At 52.2% G+C, this 17,615-nt stretch carries 21 protein-coding genes; 5 read left to right on the forward strand and 16 right to left on the reverse strand.

The genetic code is table 11. The features are described 5' to 3' along the window. Positions 1-22: 22 nt before the first annotated feature. Positions 23-1,594: a methyl-accepting chemotaxis protein gene (locus tag SK35_RS21720; protein ID WP_048215077.1), complete on the reverse strand. Its 1,572-nt coding sequence runs from the start codon at positions 1,592-1,594 to the stop codon at positions 23-25. 244 nt (positions 1,595-1,838) lie between these two features. Here SK35_RS21720 and ytfE point away from each other — a divergent pair, with 244 nt between their 5' ends. Further along, a complete protein-coding gene (ytfE, locus tag SK35_RS21725) occupies positions 1,839-2,501 on the forward strand; it encodes an iron-sulfur cluster repair protein YtfE (protein WP_003025690.1) in 663 nt (220 codons plus the stop codon). A gap of 147 nt (positions 2,502-2,648) precedes the next feature. Here ytfE and cycA read toward each other — a convergent pair whose 3' ends face one another. Beyond that, positions 2,649-4,058, reverse strand: coding sequence for a D-serine/D-alanine/glycine transporter (gene cycA, locus SK35_RS21730; RefSeq protein ID WP_008786019.1), 1,410 nt, complete (start codon positions 4,056-4,058; stop codon positions 2,649-2,651). Between the two features lie 308 nt (positions 4,059-4,366). Then, positions 4,367-4,987 (reverse strand): FKBP-type peptidyl-prolyl cis-trans isomerase, encoded by a 621-nt coding sequence (fklB, locus tag SK35_RS21735; RefSeq protein WP_032934269.1) that lies wholly within the window; start codon positions 4,985-4,987, stop codon positions 4,367-4,369. 219 nt (positions 4,988-5,206) lie between these two features. Between fklB and SK35_RS21740 the strand changes: the two genes are divergently transcribed. Then, positions 5,207-5,857: a LysM-like peptidoglycan-binding domain-containing protein gene (locus tag SK35_RS21740; protein WP_008786018.1), complete on the forward strand. Its 651-nt coding sequence runs from the start codon at positions 5,207-5,209 to the stop codon at positions 5,855-5,857. Positions 5,858-5,928: 71 nt separating this feature from the next. Here SK35_RS21740 and SK35_RS21745 read toward each other — a convergent pair whose 3' ends face one another. The 6 genes from SK35_RS21745 to SK35_RS21770 all read right to left on the reverse strand — a co-directional run bounded on the left by SK35_RS21745 (position 5,929) and on the right by SK35_RS21770 (position 9,357). Further along, positions 5,929-6,852, reverse strand: coding sequence for a DMT family transporter (locus SK35_RS21745; RefSeq protein WP_048215078.1), 924 nt, complete (start codon positions 6,850-6,852; stop codon positions 5,929-5,931). Between the two features lie 142 nt (positions 6,853-6,994). Continuing rightward, entirely contained in the window at positions 6,995-7,444 is a 450-nt protein-coding gene (rplI, locus tag SK35_RS21750) for a 50S ribosomal protein L9 (protein WP_003025676.1), read from the reverse strand. A gap of 41 nt (positions 7,445-7,485) precedes the next feature. After that, complete coding sequence (gene rpsR, locus SK35_RS21755; protein ID WP_000135199.1) at positions 7,486-7,713, reverse strand: 30S ribosomal protein S18; 228 nt, start codon at positions 7,711-7,713, stop codon at positions 7,486-7,488. Between the two features lie 4 nt (positions 7,714-7,717). After that, positions 7,718-8,032, reverse strand: coding sequence for a primosomal replication protein N (gene priB / locus SK35_RS21760; RefSeq protein WP_048215079.1), 315 nt, complete (start codon positions 8,030-8,032; stop codon positions 7,718-7,720). A 6-nt stretch (positions 8,033-8,038) separates the two neighbouring features. Further along, a complete protein-coding gene (gene rpsF, locus SK35_RS21765; protein WP_003025672.1) occupies positions 8,039-8,434 on the reverse strand; it encodes a 30S ribosomal protein S6 in 396 nt (131 codons plus the stop codon). Positions 8,435-8,592: 158 nt separating this feature from the next. Beyond that, on the reverse strand, positions 8,593-9,357 hold the full coding sequence (locus tag SK35_RS21770; protein ID WP_003830447.1) for a TSUP family transporter: 765 nt from the start codon (positions 9,355-9,357) through the stop codon (positions 8,593-8,595). Positions 9,358-9,656: 299 nt separating this feature from the next. Between SK35_RS21770 and yjfY the strand changes: the two genes are divergently transcribed. Further along, on the forward strand, positions 9,657-9,932 hold the full coding sequence (gene yjfY / locus SK35_RS21775; RefSeq protein ID WP_003025668.1) for a DUF1471 family protein YjfY: 276 nt from the start codon (positions 9,657-9,659) through the stop codon (positions 9,930-9,932). 131 nt (positions 9,933-10,063) lie between these two features. Here yjfY and SK35_RS21780 read toward each other — a convergent pair whose 3' ends face one another. From SK35_RS21780 to ulaA, 6 genes are read right to left on the reverse strand one after another with little or no spacing between them, the layout of a single operon-like run. Further along, the gene (locus SK35_RS21780) at positions 10,064-10,750 is read right to left on the reverse strand and encodes an L-ribulose-5-phosphate 4-epimerase (protein WP_048215080.1); all 687 of its coding nucleotides are present in this window, start codon (positions 10,748-10,750) and stop codon (positions 10,064-10,066) included. Further along, positions 10,750-11,604, reverse strand: coding sequence for an L-ribulose-5-phosphate 3-epimerase (locus SK35_RS21785; RefSeq protein WP_008786014.1), 855 nt, complete (start codon positions 11,602-11,604; stop codon positions 10,750-10,752). The genes SK35_RS21780 and SK35_RS21785 overlap by 1 nt, the downstream gene beginning before the upstream one ends. A 9-nt stretch (positions 11,605-11,613) precedes the next feature. Then, a complete protein-coding gene (gene ulaD / locus SK35_RS21790; protein WP_003025660.1) occupies positions 11,614-12,264 on the reverse strand; it encodes a 3-keto-L-gulonate-6-phosphate decarboxylase UlaD in 651 nt (216 codons plus the stop codon). Positions 12,265-12,276: 12 nt separating this feature from the next. Continuing rightward, positions 12,277-12,744 (reverse strand): PTS ascorbate transporter subunit IIA, encoded by a 468-nt coding sequence (gene ulaC, locus SK35_RS21795; RefSeq protein ID WP_006686330.1) that lies wholly within the window; start codon positions 12,742-12,744, stop codon positions 12,277-12,279. A gap of 10 nt (positions 12,745-12,754) precedes the next feature. After that, positions 12,755-13,060 carry a PTS ascorbate transporter subunit IIB gene (gene ulaB / locus SK35_RS21800; protein WP_003025655.1) on the reverse strand — a complete coding sequence of 102 codons (306 nt, stop codon included), beginning with the start codon at positions 13,058-13,060 and terminating at the stop codon, positions 12,755-12,757. A 15-nt stretch (positions 13,061-13,075) separates the two neighbouring features. Beyond that, positions 13,076-14,473, reverse strand: a complete 1,398-nt coding sequence (gene ulaA / locus SK35_RS21805; RefSeq protein WP_003830456.1) for a PTS ascorbate transporter subunit IIC — start codon at positions 14,471-14,473, stop codon at positions 13,076-13,078. Between the two features lie 367 nt (positions 14,474-14,840). On the opposite strand from ulaA, the gene ulaG reads away from it, so the two are divergent. Together ulaG and ulaR are read left to right on the forward strand one after the other, a co-directional pair. Continuing rightward, positions 14,841-15,905, forward strand: a complete 1,065-nt coding sequence (ulaG, locus tag SK35_RS21810) for an L-ascorbate 6-phosphate lactonase (RefSeq protein ID WP_003025649.1) — start codon at positions 14,841-14,843, stop codon at positions 15,903-15,905. Positions 15,906-16,011: 106 nt separating this feature from the next. Continuing rightward, entirely contained in the window at positions 16,012-16,767 is a 756-nt protein-coding gene (gene ulaR, locus SK35_RS21815) for an HTH-type transcriptional regulator UlaR (protein WP_003025646.1), read from the forward strand. Here the strand turns inward: ulaR and yjfP are convergent. Beyond that, on the reverse strand, positions 16,764-17,513 hold the full coding sequence (gene yjfP, locus SK35_RS21820; protein WP_048215081.1) for an esterase: 750 nt from the start codon (positions 17,511-17,513) through the stop codon (positions 16,764-16,766). The two genes, ulaR and yjfP, sit on opposite strands and share 4 nt — an antisense overlap. Between the last annotated feature and the right edge of the window lie 102 nt (positions 17,514-17,615).

Consider the following 17,615-nt stretch of genomic DNA (forward strand, 5'->3'; position numbering starts at 1 on the left):
TCATGTAGGCCGGATCAGGCGTTTACGCCGCCATCCGGCGCGACACTTTAAACACCGCTACCGTCTGGTTCAACCGCGCGGCCTGCTCTTCAAGCGCGGCAGCGGCGGAAGCGGACTCTTCTACCAGCGAGGCGTTTTGCTGCGTGACGCGATCCATTTCGGCAACCGCCAGGCCTACCTGATCGATACCCCGACTTTGTTCATCAGAAGCTGAGGCAATCTCCCCCATGATGTCGGTCACGCGGGTCACGGCGCTAACTATTTCCGCCATCGTTTCTCCCGCTTCATGCACCAGCGCCGTACCGGCATTGACCCGATTCCCTGAGTCATCAATCAGCGCTTTGATCTCCTTCGCCGCCTGAGCGCTACGCTGCGCCAGCGTCCGAACCTCGCCAGCGACCACGGCAAACCCGCGCCCCTGCTCGCCCGCCCGCGCCGCTTCCACCGCAGCGTTCAACGCCAGGATGTTGGTCTGGAAGGCAATGCCGTCAATAACATTGGTTATTTGCGCGATTTTGCTGGAACTGGTGGCGATTTCATCCATCGTACGCACCACGCCATCAACCACGGTTCCGCCTTTTTGCGCCGTCTGTGAAGCATTTTTTGCCAGACTGGTCGCCTGACGCGCGTTATCTGCGTTCTGTCTCACGGTTGCGGTAAGTTGTTCCATGCTGGCTGCGGTCTCTTCCAGAGAGGCAGCCTGCTGCTCGGTACGTGAAGAGAGATCGTTACTGCCTGCGGCGATTTCACCCGCGCCGGTATAGATGGTATCAGCCCCGTCACGCACCACGCTGACCGTATTCGCCAGCGCCTGCTGCATGTCACGGACGTTGCTTGCCAGCAGCGCCATTTCATTACTGCCGTCGGCGCTGATGGGGTGCGTCAAATCGCCTGCGGCAATGTGGCGAATATGTCCCATCACCTCGTGGAGCGGCTTGAGCAGCACTCGCTGCATCGCCAGCCAACTGGCGATAATCACGGTGACGACAATCAGCATCACCGCGGACAGCAGCCAGATTATCTTCTGGTAATCACTCTCATTGTCCTGCACTCCGGCAGTGGCCAGCGCCGTTTGCGCGCTACGCCATTGCCGATAAACTTCCTGCATGGCCGTTTGCTTTTGCTCGGCATTCTGCTTAAACATCTCTTCCAGCTTTCCTTCAGCCAGCAGCGCGTTCATTTTTGCCAGCGTCGCAGAATAGATGCCGTACTGCTCTTCCAGTCGATCGGCCAGATGCTCATCCAGCCCCGGCGTTTCCGGCAGAGCGTAGTATTTATCGTAATGCTCTTTCGATTCGGCCAACAGGCGATTTGCCGTGTTCACCAGCTCCTGCAGCTGACCGCCGTTAATATCGCTGGCCATCGTTCCCTGTAAACGCAGCATGCCCCGGTTGAGCGTGACGCGAGCCTGGTTCAGGCTAATCCACGCATCGGTAAACTCGGCCACGTTCTGGCTGGAAAGTTGAGACACGTTAAAGTTCTGTTTATCGTTATTGAGTGCACCAATAAAGACGCCCGCGGAGATGAGCTGCATTGCGCCCAGCGCGAGTAGCACGGTGATAAGTAAGGTTATCACTTTGATTCGTTTGAACATCTGTAGCCTTTTATTATGCAGGTATTGTCTGAGGTCTAACTATCGGCAGCGGCGTGCGCTTATTTAATCCTGTCGTGCGGCTTTTTTCTCCGTACCTCTCCTTTCCAATAAGATTCAGCATCTTAACGAGATAAGAAATTTTCGTGACGTCCATCACAAAATACCCCACCCCGAAAGGGTTATATCCTTCGCAATAAGTTGCATTTAAAATGCACCTTATATTATTGAGAATGAGGTAACGGCAATGTCTTATCGCGATCAACCTTTAGGTGAACTGGCGCTCTCTATTCCTCGCGCTTCGGCCCTGTTTCGTAAATACGATATGGATTACTGCTGCGGCGGTAAGCAAACGCTGGCACGCGCTGCCGCGCGTAAAGAGCTGGATTTAGACGTTATTGAGGCGCAGCTCGCGCAGCTGGCTGAACAGCCGCTGGAGAAAGACTGGCGTACCGTGGCTCTGGCTGAAATCATCGACCATATCATCGTGCGTTATCACGACAGACACCGCGAACAGCTGCCGGAGCTGATCCTGCAGGCCACTAAAGTTGAACGCGTTCACGCAGACAAACCGAACGTACCGCGCGGTCTGGCGAAAAACCTGACCATGCTGCATGAAGAGCTGTCCAGCCACATGATGAAAGAAGAACAGATCCTGTTCCCGATGATCAAACAGGGCATGGGTAGCCAGGCGATGGGGCCAATCAGCGTGATGGAAAGCGAACATGACGATGCGGGTGAACTAGTAGAAGTGATCAAACACATCACCCATAACGTAACGCCGCCACCAGAGGCCTGCACCACCTGGAAAGCCATGTATAACGGCATTAACGAGATGATCGACGACCTGATGGAACACATCAGCCTGGAAAACAATGTGTTGTTCCCGCGTGCCCTCGCAGGTGAATAAAAAAGCCCGGTAGCGCTAGCGCTTACCGGGCCTACAACGACCTCGAACGTAGGCCTGATAAGGCGAAGCCGCATCAGGCAATCCCGCCAGCATAGTGCCGGATGCGGCGTAAACGCCTTATCCGGCCTACATCTCACGTCTTAGCGATTAACGCACGCCTGCCATACGTTTCTTACCGATAAACAACCAGCCCAGACCCAGCGCGATGAACCACAGCGGCGTCACGATCAGCGCCTGACGGGTATCATCTTCCAGCGTCAGCAGTACCAGTACGAAGACGAAAAACGCCATACATACCCAGCACATCAGCTTGCCTAACGGCATCTTGTAGATTGATTTTTCATGCAGGTGAGGACGCTGCTTGCGGTACACCAGGTACGAGCAAAGAATGATGGTCCAGACGAACATGAACAGAATCGCCGATACAGTGGTGATCATGGTGAAGGCGCCAATCACGCTCGGGTTCACGTACAGCATCACCACGCCGCCCAGCAGACAGATACAGGAGAAGGTTAAACCCTTCGCCGGAACTGCGCGTTTTGAGAGTTTGGCAAACGCTTTAGGCGCAACGCCTTCCTGCGCCAGACCGAACAGCATACGGCTGGTAGAGAACACGCCGCTGTTTGCAGAAGAGGCAGCTGAAGTCAGTACAACAAAGTTGATCAGGCTCGCCGCAGCAGGCAGACCAACCAGCACAAACAGTTCAACGAATGGGCTCTTGGTTGGCACTACCGAGCTCCACGGCGTAACGGACATAATCACGATCAGCGCGAACACGTAGAACATGATGATACGGATTGGAATCGAGTTAATGGCGCGCGGCAGAGATTTCTCCGGGTCCTTGGTTTCCGCTGCGGTCGTACCCACCAGCTCAATACCCACAAATGCGAACACCGCTATCTGGAAGCCGGCAAAGAAGCCGCTCAGACCTTTCGGGAACCAGCCACCGTCATTCCACAAGTGCGTGAACGATGCCTGAACGCCGGTTGGCGACTGGAAGTGCGTCAGCACCATCACCAGACCGACGACAATCAGGCCGATAATGGCAACGATTTTGATCATCGCGAACCAAAACTCCATCTCACCGAACATTTTTACGGTGGCGAGGTTAAGGCTCAGCAGTAGCACGATCACCGCCAGCGAGGCGACCCAGTCTGAGAGTTCGGGGAACCAGAATTGCGCATACGCGGTAATGGCGACAACGTCTGCCATCCCGGTAACGACCCAGCAAAACCAGTAGGTCCAACCGGTAAAATACCCGGCCCATGGCCCGAGCAGGTCAGAGGCAAAATCACTAAACGATTTGTACTCCAGATTCGAGAGCAGCAATTCACCCATTGCACGCATCACGAAAAACAGCATAAAACCGATGATCATATACACAAAGATGATCGACGGTCCGGCGAGACTGATGGTTTTACCGGAGCCCATAAACAGGCCAGTACCGATAGCGCCACCAATAGCAATAAGTTGAATATGACGGTTTGTGAGATTGCGCCGTAGCGACTGTTCAGACGACGCCTCTTCAGCGGTGTCGACTTTTACCTGATCTACCATGTTTTTTCTTCCTGTACCTGTCTGTGTTGTTCAGGCTCTACGGCCTTTAGTGTGTCTATGATACGACGATCCTGTTATCAGGACTCATCGATATTAGGTAAGAATTGGCGGGATGAATACTAAGATTTAGATATAATGTTAATTTAATGTTTAAAGTGAGTGTCATATCACTCTGATAGCGCGAATCAGCTCACAAAAATACACGCTGATGGGGCATTTGCAAGATAAAATATCGACAACGACGTAACTATAGCTTTTCACGCTATTTTTTTGCTCCCCCCGGCCTCGGGGGGAACAGAAGTCACTGCTTACAGGATCTCAAGCAGCTCAACTTCGAATACCAGCGTGCTGAACGGAGGAATGGACGCGCCAGCGCCACGCTCGCCGTAAGCCAGTTCCTGAGGAATAGTCAGTTCCCATTTGGAACCTACCGGCATCAGGGTCAGCGCTTCAATCCAGCCTGGGATTACGCCGTTAACCGGGAATTCAGCCGGTTCGCCACGTGCGACAGAGCTGTCAAATACGGTACCGTCGATCAGCTTACCGGTGTAGTGCACGCGAACGCGGTCAGTACGTGCCGGAATAGCACCTTCACCCTGGGTCAGAACACGGAACTGCAAACCGGATTCAGTGCTGTTCACACCGTCTTTCTCACGGTTTTCTTCCAGATATTTGACGCCATCAGCCGCCATAGCCTGGAAACGCTCGCGACGAACTGCATCAGCACGTTCGTGGATTTCACGCAGTGCGCGATGCACAACATCAACCGGCACTGCCGGGTGCTTACCTTCCAGCGCGTCAGCGATACCCGCTACCAGCGCTTCAGGCAACAGTCCTTCCAGTCCGGATTCGCTCAGCTGTTGTCCTACCTGCAAACCAATGCCGTAGCTTGCTTGCGCTTCGATAGTGTCAAAAGTCGGGTTAGCCATCATATTTCCTTTCATCGGATGTAAAGTAGCGGGCAGCATATCAGCCATGCCGCATCCGGTAAAACTTTGTCTCGGGAACAGATGACAAATCGCGAGGAAACATAAACAATAGGAATATCCCGCGTTGACGTCACGAAAGCGGGTAATATGACGAACATCATAGCGTTAGCCATCTATACTCTATGATCGAGGAACGAGACGCGGAGCAGGAGGAAAGCCATGCCCGGGCGCTTTGAATTAAAACCAACCCTGGCGAAAATCTGGCATGCACCGGACAATTTTCGCATTATGGACCCGCTACCGCCTATGCACCGCCGCGGCATTATTATTGCTGCTATTGTGTTGGTGATAGGTTTCCTGCTCCCTTCCAGTGACACCAGCGATACCCCTGTGGTGACGCGTACTGCCCAGCTGGATTTACAGTCACAATCGCAGCCACCGACCGAGGCTCAGTTGCAGGCACAGCTTGTCCCGCCGCAAAATGATCCCGGCCAGGTCGCTCCGGTTGCGCCAGAGCCAATCCAGGAAGGCGAACCTGATGCGCAGCCTCAGGTCCAGCAATCTCAGCCGCAGACACAACCTTTCCAACAGGATAGCGGAATTGACCAGCAGTGGCGCTCCTACCGCGTAGACTCAGGTAAAACGCTGGCGCAGGTATTCCGTGACCATAACCTCCCGCCAACCGATGTGTATGCGATGGCACAGGTTGAAGGCGCCGGAAAACCGCTGAGCAATCTGAAAGACGGACAGATGGTGCAGATCAGGCAGAATGCCAATGGCGTAGTGACAGGATTAACCATTGATACCGGAAATGGCCAGCAGGTCCTGTTTACCCGCCAGCCTAACGGCAGTTTTATTCGCGCCCGTTAAGCGCTGTGACCCCGCGATTCCAGGCCTGATAAGCGATAACGCCATCAGGCATCAGGCATCAAGGTGAAACGTCAGCGTTTCACCTTGTTCACCCACCAGATCCCCGAACACACCAGCACCAGCGCTACCGCATATTTCCATTCGAGAATGTTTTCACCGAGGAATATTGCCGACAGCACTGCACCCGAAACCGGGATCAGGAAGTTAAACGGCGCAATCATCCCCACGCGATTATGCTTGAGCAGAATACTCCACAAGGCGAAAGCGACCGAAGAGAGTAACGTCAGGTAGCCGAGAATCGCCACCGAAGACGCACCGTGTACGGTTAGCGTGCCGCCAAAAGCGTAGCCGCCGATAACCAACGCCAGGCCGCCACCGCCCAACTGGTACCCTGTCATTACCGTCGGGTCCACCGTCTGAGAAATACGTTTTCCATATAGCGTGGCAGCAGAGAGAATAAAGGCTGCCATCACTACTGAGCCGTCGCCTAACAGGCTGAAGCTAAAATCCATTCCGCTGCTAAAGTTCACCACCATTACACCGGTAAAGCCCAGAATACAGCCCAGCGCTTTGTTGTAGCTCAGTTTGTCGTTATGGTAGATAAAATGGGCCAGCAGCACGCTGAAGAAGGTCCCGGTCGCATTCATGATGGACCCTTTCACTCCCGTCGTGAACGCCAGGCCAATGTAGAAGAAGATGTATTGCAGCGAGGTTTGCGTTAGCCCCAACAGCGTGAGTTGGCCGTACTGACGCGGGCTTAACCGGCCAATCGGTTTACGCTGCGCTACCGCCAGCAGTAGCAGCAATAATCCCGCAAACAGAAAGCGATATCCGGCAAAGACAATCTTTGAGGGAATGTCATCCGTGGCAATCTGGAAGATCTCATATCCGCTTTTGATCGCCGGATAGGCGCTCCCCCACAGCAGGCAGCAGAACGCCGCGCTCAGGTAGACAATATTTTTACGCGCAAACAGAGGTTGGTGCGTTGGTTCCATTCCATCACCACTTTGAAATAATGTTTTATTTTTGTGATTATCCCGAAAAGGATAAAGAATAGCCAGAGAGAAAAGCGGGGGAACAGAAAAGCAAAACGCCGGCACAGGGCCGGCGCTTTTACGCGGTCATCAGAATAAAAACTTATTCTGCAACTACGTTTACAGTCAGCTTAGCAAACACTTCGCTGTGAACCTGGAAGCTCACTTCGTGCTCGCCAGTGGTACGCAGAACGCCGTTCGGCAGACGAACTTCGCTCTTAGCCACTTCAACGCCAGCTGCAGTTACAGCGTCAGCGATGTCGCGAGTACCGATGGAACCGAACAGTTTACCTTCGTCGCCAGCTTTAGACGCGATGGTTACGGTTTCCAGTGCGTTGATTTTCTCAGCACGAGCTTCAGCAGCGGACAGAACGTCAGCCAGTTTAGCTTCCAGCTCAGCGCGACGCGCTTCGAAAAATTCAACGTTTTTCTTGGTAGCAGGAACAGCTTTACCCTGTGGTACCAGGAAGTTACGAGCATAGCCCGCTTTAACGTTAACCTGATCACCCAGGCTACCCAGGTTTGCTACTTTATCAAGCAGAATAACTTGCATTACCTTATCCTCTCAAAGTCGTATTAATGGACCGTGACCGATTACTGATGACGATCAGTATACGGCAGCAGGGACAGGTAGCGAGCGCGTTTGATAGCGCGAGCCAGCTGACGCTGGTATTTTGCACGGGTACCGGTGATACGGCTTGGGACAATCTTACCGCTTTCGGTGATGTAGTTTTTCAGCGTAGCGATATCTTTATAGTCGATCTCTTGAACGCCTTCCGCGGTGAAACGGCAGAACTTGCGACGACGGAAATAACGTGCCATATGGCTAGTCTCCAGAATCTATCAATTCAATCTGCTCGGCATGCAGAACCATTTTGCTCAGGCCGTTCTTTGCCTTGTGGCAAGAGATGAACCCCTGAACGGTCACTGCGCTACCGACCGTTATACTGTGAGTAATGGCCTGGTTTTCGTGTCCGCTAATAATAACGGGCATTTGGCACCACGCCTGCCGGTGAAACCCGGCTTCCTCCTGCACAGAACGATGCTCAAGCACGAACTGGCAATGAGGAATTCCTGATGGACTGACCTTTCGAAGGGGGGCCCTGCACACATTGCCGGACAACGCCAGACGGTTGGTCATCAGAAATTACTCTTCAGAATCCCCAGCTTCAGCATCATCTGCGGTTTCGTTAGCGAAATCATCGCGACGTTCACGACGCTCGTCTTTCGCTTTAACCATCGGAGATGCTTCGGTAACAGCGTGTTTAGTACGCATAACCATGCTGCGGATAACGGCATCGTTGAAGCGGAAGGTAGTTTCCAGCTCATCGATCACTTCCTGCGGCGCTTCAACGTTCATCAGAACGTAGTGAGCTTTGTGCAGTTTGTTGATCGGGTAAGCCAGCTGACGGCGGCCCCAGTCTTCCAGACGGTGGATCGTGCCTTCTGCACCAGTGATGGCAGCAGTGTAGCGTTCGATCATACCCGGAACCTGTTCGCTCTGGTCAGGATGGACCATAAAAACGATTTCGTAATGACGCATCGAATTGCTCCTTACGGATTATTCAGCCTCCTGTCTGGGTCAGCCGAGGCCCATGGAGGCAAGGAACGTGTTAAAGGTCGGCTGAAAAATGACGCGTCATAATACTGGGGTCAGCAGGTAAACTCAAGGTGCTTGTACGATTATTTATCATGTTGCCATTAATACATATCCAGCAGCATTTTGATGCTGATACAAATGGAGACAATGACAATCATGGGTCGGATGACTTTCTTACCGCGCGTCAGTACGACTGTCGCACCAAGACGTGCGCCAAGGGATTGCCCTGCAAACATCACCAAACCCAGCGACCAGATCATTTTACCGCCGAAAATGAAGAACAAAATTGAGGCGATGTTCGACGCCAGGTTAATAAAATTCGAGTGGATTTGCGCTTTATCAATACTGTATCCCCACAGCAGAATATAGCTGAGGGTATAAAAGGAACCTGCCCCAGCCCCGAGAAAGCCATCATAAAAACCAATACATCCCCCACCGATCAACGAGAAGAGAAACAGGGATACCTGCTGCTTTCTTTTCGGTTCGCTAAGGTTTGGCGCAAAAATAAAGTAAATGGCGACTGCGATAATCAGGATTGGGAGCAGTTTCTTCAGCAGTTCCGGTTCAATGAACTGGATAAGCGTCGTTCCCAGCGCAGAACCGATAAAGGCAGATAAAAACACATACTTGTGCTCCTGCACGTTGATATGTCCTCGGCGTAAAAAGTAAATTCCGGAGGTCAGCGAGCTACCCAGAGCCTGAATTTTATTGGTTGCCAGCGCATTAGCCGGGGGTAAACCAGAAATTAAGAGTGCGCCAATAGAGAGAAATCCACCACCACCCGACACCACGTTAATAAAGCCAGCCACCAGCGCGACCATAAACATAACCACGAAATAGCTGAAATCCATGAATGAAGTATCCATAAGTTTTTGCCTTATTATCATAAAGTTATATTAATTATCCGGCTCACTATAAACGGCGTACTCACCCGATTAAATTGACTATTTAGTAAGAGCTTATGCGCGAAAGGCAGGTATTTTTTCACCGCAGCGGTATACACCAGCAGACTGTTAATTAAAGAAAAGATGGCTATGCGGTAATTTTTTGAACAACTGCATCAGAAATGGTCGCTATCGACTACGCTGGTAGCGGTTAAAATTACATCAGAAGTTAATCACTCACAGGAGAGAGGCAACCAGAGACCGCAGTCGAGGAGGTACATATGCGAGCCCGTGTTTTGACCCTTCTGGCTGTGCTTTTGCTCAGTGCAAATGCAACGGCAGCCATCAAAATTGATAACCATCAGGCCAGGAACATGGATGATGTGCAGAGCTTAGGCGTCATTTACATAAATCATAACTTCGCCACTGAAAGTGAAGCCACTCAGGCCCTGAATGAAGAGACCGATGCGCAAGGCGCAACCTACTACCACGTGATCCTCACCAGGGAACCCGGTAGTAACGGAAATATGCACGCCAGTGCAGATATTTATCGTTAACACCAGAAATAACCAACGAGAACATTGCCACAGTTTGACTTGCCCCCTTCACTGGGGGCTTTTTTTGCAAAACAATCCCGAAGCCAGACCGATCTCATCCCCATGAAGAGTTGGCTCCGGAACGTTTTTTCCTACTTCTGCCCGTAATAGGCATTTGGGCCGTGCTTACGCATGAAGTGCTTATTCATCAGATAACTGTCGATGGGGCTAAGAGCCGGATTAATGCCACGCGCAATCCATGCCATTTTTGCCACCTCTTCCATCACCACCGCGTTATGTACCGCGTCATGAGCATCTTTGCCCCAGGCAAACGGGCCATGCTGGTACACCACTACGCCTGGCGTATGCAAAGGTTCCACCTCCCCCAGCGTTTCAACAATCACCCTGCCGGTATTCAGCTCATACTCATCCTGAACTTCCGCTTCAGTTAACGCCCGGGTGCAGGGGATATCACCAAAGAAGTAGTCCGCATGCGTCGTGCCTAGCGCAGGAATTGCCAGACCTGCCTGCGCCCATGCCGTCGCGTGGGTTGAGTGGGTATGCACCACGCCGCCAAGAGAGGAATAGCGACGATACAGCGCCAGATGGGTGGCGGTATCGGAAGAAGGACGATAGCGTCCTTCCACCACGTTGCCGTGCAGATCCACAACTACCATGTCGTCCACTGTCATTGTCTGGTAGTCGACGCCGCTGGGCTTAATCACCACCAGCCCGCGTTCGCGGTCGATGGCGCTGACATTACCCCAGGTAAACGTCACCAGCCCGTAGCGCGGCAGATCCATATTGGCCTCAAAAACCTGCTGTTTGAGTTTTTGCATTACACCGCCTCCACCAGACCGGCGCTGGCCATACGCGCTTTCACCCAGTCGCGCGCCTTCGCCACTTCACGAGCCGGATCGTCCGACGTTTCACTCCACATCTCAATCAAGTATGGCCCGCAATACCCACTCTGTTTGAGCGTCGCAAAACAACGTTCGAAATCGACAACCCCTTCACCAAACGGCACATTTTTGAATACGCCGGGTTTGGTATCCTTCACGTGTACGGCAACGATATGCCCCATTCCCGCCTGCAGCTCCATCTGCACATCGTTGTCCCACGCCGACAAATTGCCGATATCGGGATACAGCTGGAACCACGGATTGTTGAGATAGTGAGCGTATCCCAGCGCCTTACTGATCGAATTCATCAGTGGATAATCCATGATTTCCATCGCCAGCGTCACCTGTGCACGGCTCGCCATCTCTACGCTTTCTTTCAGCCCATCGCGAAACCGACGACGCGTTTCGTTATTGGCCTGCTGGTAATAGACGTCGTAACCGGCCAGTTGAATAACGCGAATACCGATATCCTGCGCAAACTGAATCGCTTTACGCATGATCTCCAGCCCTTGTTCGCGTACCGCATCATCTTCACTGCCCAGCGGGAAACGTCGATGAGCGCTCAGGCACATGGACGGCACCCGTATCCCTGTCTCGGCGATAGCGGCCACCAGCGCCAGTCGCTGCTCGCGGTTCCAGTCAAGACGCGCCAGGCGAGCGTCGGTTTCATCAACCGACATTTCGACAAAGTCAAAGCCCAGTTCCTTCGCCAGCTGCAAGCGCTCCAGCCAGCACTCCCCGCCGGGGAGTGCTTTTTCATAAATACCGAGCGGGACCTGTTTCGACAACATAGTCGCTCCTTATCCCCACAGCTGGGCGATAGAACGTTTGAACTGACGGGCCGCTTCCACCGGAGAGGCGGCATCGCGAATGCTGCGACCGGCAATAAATACGTGAATCGGAATTCCCTGGAACAGCGGCAGATCTTCCAGCGCCAGACCGCCAGTGACAGTGACTTTAAAGCCCATCTCGGACAGGCGTTTGATCGCGCTGATATCCGCCTCTCCCCACGCCACACCCGCTGCCTGCGCATCACGGCTGCGGTGATACACAACTTGCCCAATGCCCGCGTCACGCCACTCTTGCGCCTGCTCCCAGGTCCAGTAACCCGTCAGTTCAATCTGTACATCACCGTTAAATTCTTTCGCCACCTCCAGTGCCCCCTTGGTGGTGTTGATATCCGCACAGCAGATGACGGTGACCCAGTCAGCGTTGGCTTCGAAACACATGCGAGAGAGGATTTTTCCCGCATCGGCAATTTTGGCGTCCGCCAGCACAATTTTATGCGGGTAAAGCGCCTTCAGATCGCGTACGGCGCGCACGCCCTCTGCCACGCAAAGAATAGTGCCCACCTCAATGATATCGACCTCTTCGGCAATCAAACGCGTCGTTTCATACGCGGAAGACATTGATTGGTTATCCAGCGCAACCTGCAACATAGGTAATGACATTTTGGTATCCTTTTAAACAGCCGCCGCAGTGGCGTTATCAATTAAATCCAACACTTCCTGCGCGGTGCGGCAGGCGCGTAAACGGTCAAAATTGGCTTCGTCATCAAAGAGATTCACGATCTGCATGATGCCCACTTCCTGATGCGTGTTGGCGTCAACTGCCGCCATCGTTATCAGAATATCGACCGGGTCATTATCTTCGTGGTTAAACACCAGCGGCGTTTTCAGCGTCACCAGCGCAAAACCGGTTTTCTTAACCCCTTCCTCCGGACGGCCGTGCGGCATTGCCAGGCCTGGCGCAATCACAAAGTACGGGCCAAACTGCTCAACGCCATCAAGGATGGCCTGGTAGTAGCGTGGTTCAACCACATCAGCCTTAACCAACAGATCCACACCAAGCTTTACCGCTTCCTGCCAGGTACTGGCCTCGGCTTGCAAAAGGATGGAATTATTGTCTGCCAGCGAGTCACGTAATTTCATATGCCGCCCCTTACTTCACGTCCTGCGGGAAATGCGCTTTGATCACTTCCAGCAGTTTTGGTCCAAAATCGGCAGGAGACAGCATGTTGCGTACGCCAACGACATATTTATTGCCAGAAACGGTAATCTCACCGGCGATATGCGTAGAAGCGATGATGATATCCGCACCGCTCAGTTCACTTTTGTATTCACCCACGGCGCAGCTGTTCACCGTATGGTCAATATTTGACTGGGTTAAAAACTGGTCCACTTTCATTTTCATGATCATGGAACTGCCCTGCCCATTGCCACACACAGCCAGAATACGTACGGTCATAATCGGAACTCCTTATTAAGCAGAGTGTTCTGCCAGTTGTTTTTCTGCGTCTTCCTCAGCGCGCAACGTGCGTCCTGCGAAAAACATATAAGCCAGTGCAATCAGAATAATGACGGCCATAAACACGATGCCGATGGAGGCAAAGCCTTGCATCATCGGCGGTGCCAGAATTGACCAATCCGCCATGCCCATCCAGGCGCTCATACCGGTGAGCTTAACCGCCCAAACGCAGCCGAAGATTTCGATCATCCCCATCACCAGGCAAATCTTGAGCGCCGCGCGCCAGCCGCCAAAGTGGTTAGCAAATACGCCGATAGTGGCGTTCGAGAAGAACATCGGGATAAAGCCTGGGATAATCAGGATGGAAGAGCCGCAGGCAACCAGAATACCTACCGCAATCAGTTGACCGATGGTGCCCCACATAAAACCCCAGACCACCGCGTTGGGGGCAAAGCTGTAAATCGCTGCGCAGTCGATAGCCAACACCGCCCCGGGGATCAGACGTTGAGAGATACCGTTGAACGCTTCTGAAAGTTCAGCAACGAACATACGTACGCCCTGGGTGATGATGAAGATAGCGACAGCAAACGAAAAACCGGTTTGCAGGATATAGACCGTCCAGTGGGTTTTACCCGCCATCGCCTGAACCACATCTATGCCGAAAGAGAGCAGGATCGCCCCGAAAAAGATGGTCATCACAATCGCGGTGGAAACGATGTTGTCATGGAAGATATTCAGCCAGCCTGGCAGCTTGAGATCTTCTACGCTCTCCTCTTTCTTACCCAGATACGGCGCGACTTTGTAAGCAATCCATGAGGCGAACTGCTGCTGGTGACCGATGGAAAAACCGCAGCCGTCAGTTACTTCCTGCGTCGGTTTGTACATCATATTGGAGGTAATGCCCCAGTAGAGCGACACCAGCACCGCGGTACAGATGATGGTGGTCCACATCGGGTAACCAAAGATGTAGAAAGAGACAGCAATCAGCCCCGCCTGCTGGAACATGATGTGCCCAGTCAGCATGATGGTTCGAATACCGGTAATACGCCGTAGCAGTACGTAACAAATGTTCAGCGCCAGCGCTAACAGTACGGCGTACCCTACCCAACTGTAGGCATCACCCATTCGTTCGATGGTTGCCATCATGGAGGCATAGGTATCGGAGATCGCGCCATTGATACCGTAAACCTCAGACATCTTCGCCACCACCGGTTTAAACGTGCTGGTCAGAATGCCCGACCCTGCCTGCAATAACATAAAACCGATAATCGTTTTGATCGTGCCTTTGATAATGACGCTGACACTTTTACGCAACAGGATATAGCCGAGGCAGGTCACAATACCCAACAGCAACGGTGCATTGGTCATGACCTGATTAAAAAAGACGGTAAAGATGTTGTAGAGGATCTCCATAACGATCTCCAGTAGACGAAGTTGCTGAACATTCATTACAGATGCCCAGGATGTTGTGCCCTCACTCTAATTTTCAAAAGTAATCACAACAAGATTGAATTTGATTAAATGTGATGAAGTACGCAAATAATTCTCTTACTTGCAGAGTGGATTTACTTCAAATTCATACACGTCAAAATAAATTCATTTAAAACAATAAAATACAAAAATACATTTCATATAAACCATGTTGTCACGTTGTAATTTGTTCACATTTTCCCATTCAACACCAAAAATCAGCGCATTGCCTTCTTGAGAAAATGATGTCAGTATCAATCAAAACAAATCATAATTTGATTCAACTTGAACAAACATGAAGGTAATTGCGATGAGTAAAGTAAAAAGCATCACGCGTGAATCATGGATTCTGAGCACATTCCCGGAGTGGGGAAGCTGGCTCAATGAAGAGATCGAGCAGGAACAGGTCGCACCCGGCACTTTCGCTATGTGGTGGCTTGGCTGTACCGGAATTTGGCTAAAGTCTGAAGGCGGAACTAACGTCTGCGTCGATTTCTGGTGCGGTACGGGTAAACAGAGTCACGGTAACCCGCTGATGAAAACCGGTCACCAGATGCAACGCATGGCGGGCGTGAAGAAACTGCAGCCAAACCTGCGCACCACACCGTTTGTTCTTGATCCGTTTGCCATTCGTCAGATCGATGCGGTGCTGGCCACGCACGATCATAACGATCACATCGACGTAAATGTTGCGGCAGCCGTCATGCAGAACTGTGCCGACGACGTGCCGTTTATTGGACCGCAGACTTGTGTGGATCTGTGGATCGGTTGGGGTGTACCAAAAGAGCGCTGCATCGTGGTAAAACCTGGCGATGTGGTGAAAGTGAAAGATATTGAAATTCACGCGCTTGATGCGTTTGATCGTACGGCATTGATCACGCTTCCTGCCGATCAAAAAGCGGCAGGTGTGCTGCCGGATGGTATGGATGCCCGTGCCGTAAACTATCTGTTCAAAACGCCGGGCGGTACGCTTTATCACAGCGGTGATTCACACTACTCCAACTACTATGCAAAGCATGGCAATGAGCACCAGATCGACGTCGCGCTCGGATCCTACGGCGAGAACCCACGGGGTATTACGGACAAAATGACCAGTTCCGACATGCTGCGTATGGCGGAGGCCCTGAATACAAAAGTGGTGATCCCTTTCCATCACGATATCTGGTCAAACTTCCAGGCCGATCCTCAGGAGATCCGCGTACTGTGGGAGATGAAAAAGGATCGGCTGAAGTATGGCTTTAAGCCTTTTATCTGGCAGGTGGGTGGCAAGTTCACCTGGCCGCTGGACAAAGATAACTTTGAATATCACTATCCGCGCGGCTTTGACGACTGCTTCACGATTGAACCGGATTTACCATTTAAATCGTTCTTGTGATCCACACAAAATGCCGGGCCATCCCGGCATTTTTTCCCATTTACTTTAGTATTTCCAGGCTATTTCAAATATCATCTTTTCAAATCAATTTGTATCGGAATAGCTCATGACTGAAGCACAAAGACATCAAATATTGCTGGATATGCTGGCGCAGTTGGGCTTTGTTACCGTTGAGAACGTGATTGAGCGTCTGGGGATTTCACCCGCCACAGCACGCCGGGATATCAACAAACTCGATGAAAGCGGCAAACTCAAGAAAGTCCGCAACGGCGCAGAAGCTATTACCCAGCAGCGACCGCGCTGGACGCCAATGAATCTGCACCAGGCACAGAACCACGATGAAAAAGTTCGCATTGCCAAGGCGGCATCCCAGCTTGTGAATGCGGGTGAAAGCGTGGTGATCAACTGCGGATCGACCGCCTTTCTGCTGGGTCGCGAAATGTGCGGCAAGCCGGTGCAGATCATCACTAATTATCTGCCGCTGGCAAACTATCTGATCGACCAGGAGCATGACAGCGTGATCATCATGGGAGGGCAATATAACAAAAGCCAATCCATCACGCTTAGCCCGCAAGGCAGTGAAAATAGCCTGTATGCCGGGCACTGGATGTTCACCAGTGGCAAAGGGTTGACCGCAGATGGACTGTATAAAACCGATATGCTCACCGCGATGGCGGAGCAGAAGATGCTTAACGTGGTGGGCAAACTGGTGGTACTGGTCGATAGCAGTAAAGTCGGTGAACGCGCGGGGATGCTGTTCAGCCGCGCCGATCAAATCGATATGCTGATTACCGGCAAAAATGCGAACCCTGAGATCCTACAACAGCTCGAAGCTCAGGGCGTGAGCATTATGCGCGTTTAAAGGTGCTGGCGGAAAAACGTCACCGTCGCAGCCAGCGCTTCTGGCGTGATGCGATGTCGTACGCCCGCTTCCCACAGGCAGGTCAGATTGTTGTCCAAACCTGCCTGAATCAGCGCTTGCTGTAAGCGGAAAGTTTCAACAGCCGGTACAACATCATCATCCTGTCCATGCCACAGCAGCAACGGCCTGTCAGCGAGGCGTGGTAACTGATGCGTAACATCCCATTCGGCAAGCGGGGCGATAACGGTATCAAATTCCGCCTGCTGCTCTGGGGTCTGAACCAGTAAAGGGGGAAACAGCGTCTGCGCAAGCCGGGTAAAATAGCCAGAACCCATCAGGCTAGCTACACATTTAACCTCAGGATGGCGCGCCATTATGCCCAATGCTGTCATTCCCCCCATCGACGCCCCACCGACGGCAAGCCGCTCATCTGAAAGCCAATTTTCCGCCACCAGCGCCGCACGTAACGTCGTAAACTCCTGCATATTTTGCTGCAAAATATGCCAGAAGCGGTGCATTCGCACCTGGGCATCGCTTTTGAAGCGAGCGCCATGGTCGGGCGCATCTGGCATGACGACGCGGAACCCGGCCTGAGCCAGCGCAACGGCAAAATAGCTGTAAACCAGGCTTGAAGAGGTAAACCCGTGATAGAAGATAATACAAGGGAGTGAACATTCGCGTTTGCCAGCCGGAACGGCGTGCAGGACAGGGATACCCGCCAACTGTCGTGTTTCAATTTCGATCATTTGTCGCCTCTTTCTTTCTGGTATGCCATGCAGCAATACTTAACGCAAGCGAATGTGTTCGGCAATGATTCATAATGTTGAGAACTGGGTTACGCTTTCGCA

The organism is Citrobacter sp. MGH105, assembly GCF_001037485.2.
In the GTDB taxonomy this organism is placed as follows: Bacteria; Pseudomonadota; Gammaproteobacteria; order Enterobacterales; family Enterobacteriaceae; genus Citrobacter; species Citrobacter portucalensis.

Coding starts and splice junctions, on each gene's coding strand:
- SK35_RS21780 (WP_048215080.1), bottom strand. CDS start 10,750: ATGCAAAAACTCAAACAGCAGGTTTTTGAGGCCAATATGGATCTGCCG.
- SK35_RS21720 (WP_048215077.1), bottom strand. CDS start 1,594: ATGTTCAAACGAATCAAAGTGATAACCTTACTTATCACCGTGCTACTC.
- SK35_RS21785 (WP_008786014.1), bottom strand. CDS start 11,604: ATGTTGTCGAAACAGGTCCCGCTCGGTATTTATGAAAAAGCACTCCCC.
- yjfY (WP_003025668.1), top strand. CDS start 9,657: ATGCGAGCCCGTGTTTTGACCCTTCTGGCTGTGCTTTTGCTCAGTGCA.
- rpsF (WP_003025672.1), bottom strand. CDS start 8,434: ATGCGTCATTACGAAATCGTTTTTATGGTCCATCCTGACCAGAGCGAA.
- ytfE (WP_003025690.1), top strand. CDS start 1,839: ATGTCTTATCGCGATCAACCTTTAGGTGAACTGGCGCTCTCTATTCCT.
- ulaD (WP_003025660.1), bottom strand. CDS start 12,264: ATGTCATTACCTATGTTGCAGGTTGCGCTGGATAACCAATCAATGTCT.
- ulaC (WP_006686330.1), bottom strand. CDS start 12,744: ATGAAATTACGTGACTCGCTGGCAGACAATAATTCCATCCTTTTGCAA.
- fklB (WP_032934269.1), bottom strand. CDS start 4,987: ATGGCTAACCCGACTTTTGACACTATCGAAGCGCAAGCAAGCTACGGC.
- rpsR (WP_000135199.1), bottom strand. CDS start 7,713: ATGGCACGTTATTTCCGTCGTCGCAAGTTCTGCCGTTTCACCGCGGAA.
- ulaG (WP_003025649.1), top strand. CDS start 14,841: ATGAGTAAAGTAAAAAGCATCACGCGTGAATCATGGATTCTGAGCACA.
- SK35_RS21740 (WP_008786018.1), top strand. CDS start 5,207: ATGCCCGGGCGCTTTGAATTAAAACCAACCCTGGCGAAAATCTGGCAT.
- priB (WP_048215079.1), bottom strand. CDS start 8,032: ATGACCAACCGTCTGGCGTTGTCCGGCAATGTGTGCAGGGCCCCCCTT.
- rplI (WP_003025676.1), bottom strand. CDS start 7,444: ATGCAAGTTATTCTGCTTGATAAAGTAGCAAACCTGGGTAGCCTGGGT.
- SK35_RS21745 (WP_048215078.1), bottom strand. CDS start 6,852: ATGGAACCAACGCACCAACCTCTGTTTGCGCGTAAAAATATTGTCTAC.
- ulaR (WP_003025646.1), top strand. CDS start 16,012: ATGACTGAAGCACAAAGACATCAAATATTGCTGGATATGCTGGCGCAG.
- yjfP (WP_048215081.1), bottom strand. CDS start 17,513: ATGATCGAAATTGAAACACGACAGTTGGCGGGTATCCCTGTCCTGCAC.
- ulaB (WP_003025655.1), bottom strand. CDS start 13,060: ATGACCGTACGTATTCTGGCTGTGTGTGGCAATGGGCAGGGCAGTTCC.
- cycA (WP_008786019.1), bottom strand. CDS start 4,058: ATGGTAGATCAGGTAAAAGTCGACACCGCTGAAGAGGCGTCGTCTGAA.
- ulaA (WP_003830456.1), bottom strand. CDS start 14,473: ATGGAGATCCTCTACAACATCTTTACCGTCTTTTTTAATCAGGTCATG.
- SK35_RS21770 (WP_003830447.1), bottom strand. CDS start 9,357: ATGGATACTTCATTCATGGATTTCAGCTATTTCGTGGTTATGTTTATG.